The following is a 5,681-nucleotide window of genomic DNA, read 5'->3' as shown; positions in this document are numbered from 1 at the left end:
CGTCCTCGAACGCATTGCCCTTTTCCAGTTCACCCCGACCCACTGCGCCCTGACACTGCGCCCCGGTGCAAACCCCGGGAAGAACACCAACCCCTGCGCTTCAAACCGATAAGCCAGTGCCAGTCTTGCGGCGTCCGCCACGTCCTGCTGCGCTTCGAACCGCTGGATATCTGCCACCGCCACCTCGGCCTCGTGCGACAGTTGTTCAACGCTCCAGCCCAGCATGGCGCGGGCCTGGACGCAGTGGGTCGGGGTGAACTGGAAAAGGGCAATGCGTTCGAGGACGTGGTTCATCGCAAGAGAGGCCATGGTGTGCTCCGGGCTCAAAAGTGCTGATTGAAAATGTACTGTGTTTTTGTACAGTTGTTTTCGGCCGGGATCAAACGCATTTTTCGAATTTGCCTAGTTCGTCGGCTCCAACCAGACGGACGGTGCCTGTCCCAGCACGCGCCGAAACATCGTCGAAAACGCCGCCGGGCTCTCGTAGCCGAAGTCCAAGGCAATCCGCGTCACCGCTTCCCCCGCCGCCAACCGTGCCAACGCCTGCACGACGCACGCCTGCTGGCGCCACTGACGAAAGCTGAGCCCGGTCTGTTGCCGAAACAATCTGTTAAAGGTACGCAAGCTTATGTGTAACTGGTCGGCCCAATCCTGCGGGGATTGATGGGTGTTGGGCATGTTCAGAAAGGTCTGACACAGACTGAGGAGCTTTCCTTCGGCGGGCATGGGAATGTGTAGGGCAAGGGGCGCGCTGCGTGCCAGTTCATGCAACAGCAAGTTGATCAGCACACCGTCGCGTCCGGCCTGGTCGTACATCAGTGGCACGTCCACCGCTTCCATCAGCAAATGCCGCAGCAGCGGCGACACATTGAGCACTTGGCAGTCCGGCCCCAATTCCACGTTGCTCGGTTCGATGTAAAGGCTGCGGGTGCTCACCCCGAGCATCAACACCTCGTGGGCCACGCCCGGCGGAATCCACACCGCGCGCTGCGGCGGCACCACCCAATTACCGTTCCGAGTGCTGACCTGCATCACGCCGGTGGCGCCGTAGAGCAATTGGCCACGGCGATGCGTATGAAACGGGAGTAGGTGGTCGTGGGAATAATCGGTACCGATGGCCACGACCGGGCGAGGCGTGTCATCGAGCTGATTGATCGAAATATTGCGCATCAGGCGTGTTCCAGCGATTGGCGTAAACGCGAACATTATTGGCCCAACTACTGAAGCCGGCCAGTGCATCACGCTCTAATGTCCTGGGCTCCCCCGATCCTGGACGCCCACCATGTTCTACCTCCTGCTTACACTGTTCGGTTGCCTCACCGGCATCAGCGCCGTGCTCTTCGGTTTCGGCGGCGGCTTCGTCATCGTGCCGCTGCTCTATCGCATGCTCACCGCCAGCCACGCAGCCGACGACCCCATCGCCCAGTCGGCCATGCACATCGCCGTGGCCACCTCGACCTGCGTGATGATCGTCAACGCCCTGATCGCCACACGCAAACACCAGCGAGCGGGCAATCTGCTCCGGGAATACCTCTGGCCATTGGGCGGGTTTATCGGCGTGGGTGCGGTCGTCGGCGCCATCGCTGCGATGTGGGTCAGCGGCCAAGTGATCCGCTACGCCTTCATCGCCTACCTGGGCGTGACCATCGTCGATTGCCTGCTGCGCCGAGGATTTCTCACACAGTCCCAAACCACATTCCCACGGCGACTGACCACGACGGAAACATCCGCCGGCGGTGTAGGCATCGGCGCCATCGCGACCTTCCTAGGTGTAGGAGGAAGCGTCATGACCGTGCCGCTGCTGCGCCGTTGCGGGCTGAGCATGTCGCAAGCGACGTCCATGGCCAATCCGCTCAGCCTCCCGGTAGCGCTGGCCGGGACGTTGACGTACATGGCGCTGGCCGGTTTCACCGGTGCTGATCTGGGTGTTTGGTATGTCGGGTATGTCGATGTGCTGGCATTTGCGCTGCTGACGGTTGGTTCGTTGCTGGGGATCAGATTGGCTGCGCGGTGGATTGGGCGGATACCGGATCGGCTGCATGCGCGCGTGTACATCGGTTTACTTATGGTGGTGATGATCAGCATGTGCTTGAGCTGAGCGCGACGGCGCTCGATTCCAGCGCGCAAGCTCGCCATAATCCGCAGCTACTTTCGCGGGCAGTTGCTCGCTTATTCAAGGATGAAGTGATGTACCGAGGACTGTTACGTCTTTTTGCTGTTTTTCTTCTAACGGGTTCTTTTGTCTCGACGGCAACTTGGGCCGAGACCGGCGCGCAGTTGTTCACCGGCACGTTGGGTAAATCGTCTATCGTCCTCGAAATAAATCCTCGTACCGGAGAGGGACGTTACTTTTACAAGAAGTACCGCAAGGATCTACCACTCGACGGTGCTCTGGACGGGGAAACGCTTGTGCTGGAAGAAGGCTCGCGGATAGACGACTCACGCCCGACCTTGCGTCTGCGGCCGACAACTGATGGTTGGTATGGCGAGTGGACGAGCACCGCTGGGAAAAGCCTGAAGATCAAGTTACAGCCAGCCGTCATCCCCGATGTAGCGGATGATGCCTTGCCCTTTTTCACCACACTTCACGACAAGTACCCTTATGAATACCTGCGGCTGCAGGGCGTCACACTCAAAAAAGGCAACATCGACACCTTCATGGGCTACACGCTGCAGTGGTGGAGCGAGCCGAAGACAGGCACTTCTCTGTTTGAAGTGGTCTCGGGTTATTCCCTTGAAGAGCGTCGACGCATCAACCAACAATTGATGGCGCGTTTGTGGAGCGAGGTATTGTCGTCTTATGGATGTTCAGGCAGTTACGCGCAGTCGAGCCAACCACTGTGGATGTCGTCAACAGTGATGAGCGTTCTGATTTCATCAGATTATTTCTGCGGCGGTGCCTATCCGGATCAAAGCCAGGATGCGCTCAACTTCGACACTAAAACAGGCAGACTCCTGACCCTAGATGATGTTTTGTGGGTGGGGCAGGGCAAGCCATTGCATTTTCAACGAGAGGGCGACTTCGGCGGGGAGGCGTCCGGCTCGTCTGATTCCTGGTCTAACTACCGCAGTGAGGAACTGGCACCCTGGCTGGTCGCGCAGTTGCTGAAACTCTACTCCAGTGAAATGACCGTTACCCCCGAAGGTGAAAACGACTGCAACTACGACGAGAGTTATCCCTGGCAATTTCCCGGTTGGCACTTCACGGAACTGGGCATCAAGCTCGAGCCATCATTTCCCCACGTCGCGGCGGTCTGCGGATTCGTCGACTGGAGCGTTCTGCCGTACACAATCGTCAAACAACATCCGGGCGGGGTTGCACTGCAACTGCCTTGATGTCGCGTTTACTTTCATGCGCAGCCCCTCGATTCCCGACCACAACCCCGCCATAATCGCCGCGAATTTATCCGCGCCGGCCCTCAAATGCCGGCGCGACCTCTGACTCTTTCAAGGAACGATCAATGCTCAAGGGACTGATGCGCCTGGCGCCATGCGCTGCTGTGCTGTTCTCGCTGATTCCAAGTGTCCACGCCTATGATGGCCGACGCGTGTTCACCGGCACGTTGGGCAAAATGCCGATCGTCGTAGAGCTCAATATCACGCAGCAGGACGAAGTAACCGGTCGGTACTTCTACGAAAAATACCATCGTGATTTGCCGCTCAGTGGCGCGTTGCAGAACAGCACGCTGACCTTGACCGAGGGCAATAATCGCTATGGTGACGACAAGCCGCTGTCAACGTTGGAACTGGAAGAAACCGGCAGCGGCTGGCAGGGCGAATGGAAAAGTCCGCAGGGCAAGAAGCTGCCAGTGAAACTCATCGAGGCCAGACTTACCGCCCCCACCTCATCAACTTTGCCGTTCATTGCCGCTTTGCCCTACAGCGAGCCTTACGAGTATTTGCGCCTGCAGGGACTCAAACTGAAGCCGGCGAAGAAAGAAAACTTCATGGGCTACGACCTGCAATGGTGGACAGAGCCTGAGACAAAGATTTCCCTGTTCAGCGTGGAGTCCGGATTGTCGAAAGATGATCAGCAACGGGTTAACCAGCAGTTGCTTGGACGCCTCTGGAGTGAAGTCATCAGTTACCACGGCTGCCAGCTGCAGGGCGGCGAAAACGTCGAATTTATGCAACAAGTGCAACCGAAAATGATCTCGCCAGCCGTGGTCAGCCTGAACGTCTCGACCAGCTATTACTGCGGCGGCGCGCATCCAGACTTCGGCGATTCACCGCTCAACATTGACGTAAAAACCGGCCACCCGCTGTCCCTCGAAGATGTGCTGTGGGTCGGTGAGGGCAAACCACTTTTACATGCCGAACGCGACAGCTTGGGCGACGAACCTCTGAGCAAGGACGAAAGTAACGCGCGCTATCAGTACGTAAGCAAAGAGTTGGTGCCGTGGGTGATCAAACAATTCACGGCCCTGTACCCCACAGAAATGAAGACACCGACGGGAGATGACGACTGCAACTTCCAGGACGAAAGCATCTGGGGGACTTCACCTTGGTACTTCACCGAGAAGGGCTTGTACCTCGGCGCGTACTTCGCTCGCGTGCAACGCTCTTGCGATAGACCTGACTGGTCGATCCTGCCGTACTCCCTAGTCAAACAACACCCTGGCGCCGTAAAACTGCAACTGCCCCAAGGCTAACCGTCACTCCAACCCCGGCGCTTCACGAATAATGAAGTGATCCAGGTTCTCGATATTGGCATTGAAGACCTCGAAAGGTTTTTCGGGGTTCTTCTTGCCGGGCACCTGCTTCAGCTCCGGCGTTACGCCATAGAAGAAACAGAACAACGCCTTGTCGCTATCCACGGCGTGCTTGATCTCTTCCAGAAAGGCCTTGCGCTTGCGGTAGTTGTCGATCAGCTTCTTGTTCAGATAAACGCTGACCGGATACGGCTTCTTCTTACTGTCCTCGGGCTTCTTGAACCAGACCTTGTCCTCGAAGTCGATCCGAAAACTGGCGCTGTGGAAGTCCTCGATCTTCTTGATCCGCCCCCAGTAGATCAGCCCCTTGTTGTCCGTCAGATATTCGATCTTCTTGAAGAACGAACTGTACGGCGCCGTATGCTCGCCGACCTTCAACGGCATGCGCTTGAGCAAATCCTTCTCGGCGAAGTTGGAAACAAAACACTCCACCGGATGCGCAAACACACTGGTCTTGTCCGGCGCCGACTCACGACCCACCGACTCTTTACCACCGTCCGCCACCACCCGCACCGGATCCTCCCGCAACACATCCGCCGCCCCCGCTGGCGCGACAGGCTTGCGCACATACTCACGCCGGGTCAGCAACAACTCCGATGGGAAATGCTCCTCACGCCCGTCATCCACCTCGCCATCCGCCGTCTCAACACCCGACGCCGACGCCTTCAAACTCACATACGGACAACCCGCCACATGCTGCGTCGTGGGCAGATTCTTGAAGTGCGGCGTGCGCACGTAATTCACGTTCTTGGCGTTGAACGTGCCCAACTCGTTGGAAGCCTCGAACGCCGAACGACACGCATCGTTGGGGCACTGGAAGTGTTCCTTCGCGGAGTCAAACGCCACCGTCTCGTCGAAATTGAGATCGCGAACGTCATAGATCGACAACTTGTCGTCGAGGCTGAGGCAGTAGGCGAGATCGAATTTCATGGTGGGGCTCGGATCCTTGAGTGGGGGAGGGGTATTAAT

At 57.8% G+C, this 5,681-nt stretch carries 6 protein-coding genes; 3 read left to right on the top strand and 3 right to left on the bottom strand.

Translation table 11 applies throughout. The annotated features are described in order from the left end of the window. Positions 1 to 309 (bottom strand): XRE family transcriptional regulator (locus J5M66_RS26365; protein WP_207817520.1); only part of this gene is annotated, 309 nt, incomplete at its 3' end. A 93-nt stretch (positions 310 to 402) separates the two neighbouring features. After that, entirely contained in the window at positions 403 to 1,170 is a 768-nt protein-coding gene (locus tag J5M66_RS26360; protein ID WP_207807934.1) for a helix-turn-helix transcriptional regulator, read from the bottom strand. 112 nt (positions 1,171 to 1,282) lie between these two features. Here J5M66_RS26360 and J5M66_RS26355 point away from each other — a divergent pair, with 112 nt between their 5' ends. From J5M66_RS26355 to J5M66_RS26345, 3 genes are all read left to right on the top strand, one after another. Continuing rightward, the gene (locus J5M66_RS26355) at positions 1,283 to 2,098 is read left to right on the top strand and encodes a sulfite exporter TauE/SafE family protein (RefSeq protein ID WP_207807935.1); all 816 of its coding nucleotides are present in this window, start codon (positions 1,283 to 1,285) and stop codon (positions 2,096 to 2,098) included. Next, positions 2,086 to 3,336, top strand: a complete 1,251-nt coding sequence (locus J5M66_RS26350) for a hypothetical protein (RefSeq protein ID WP_223630880.1) — start codon at positions 2,086 to 2,088, stop codon at positions 3,334 to 3,336. Before J5M66_RS26355 ends, J5M66_RS26350 begins: the two co-directional genes overlap by 13 nt. Positions 3,337 to 3,461: 125 nt before the next feature. Then, positions 3,462 to 4,652 carry a hypothetical protein gene (locus J5M66_RS26345; RefSeq protein WP_207807936.1) on the top strand — a complete coding sequence of 397 codons (1,191 nt, stop codon included), beginning with the start codon at positions 3,462 to 3,464 and terminating at the stop codon, positions 4,650 to 4,652. 3 nt (positions 4,653 to 4,655) lie between these two features. On the opposite strand, the gene J5M66_RS26340 is transcribed toward J5M66_RS26345, so the two are convergent. Then, a complete protein-coding gene (locus J5M66_RS26340; protein WP_207807937.1) occupies positions 4,656 to 5,642 on the bottom strand; it encodes a hypothetical protein in 987 nt (328 codons plus the stop codon). Positions 5,643 to 5,681 lie beyond the last annotated feature (39 nt).

The organism is Pseudomonas sp. 67(2021) (assembly GCF_017491835.1).
Classification (GTDB): domain Bacteria; phylum Pseudomonadota; class Gammaproteobacteria; order Pseudomonadales; family Pseudomonadaceae; genus Aquipseudomonas; species Aquipseudomonas atacamensis.
This window is presented reverse-complemented; position numbering and strand designations above follow the sequence as displayed.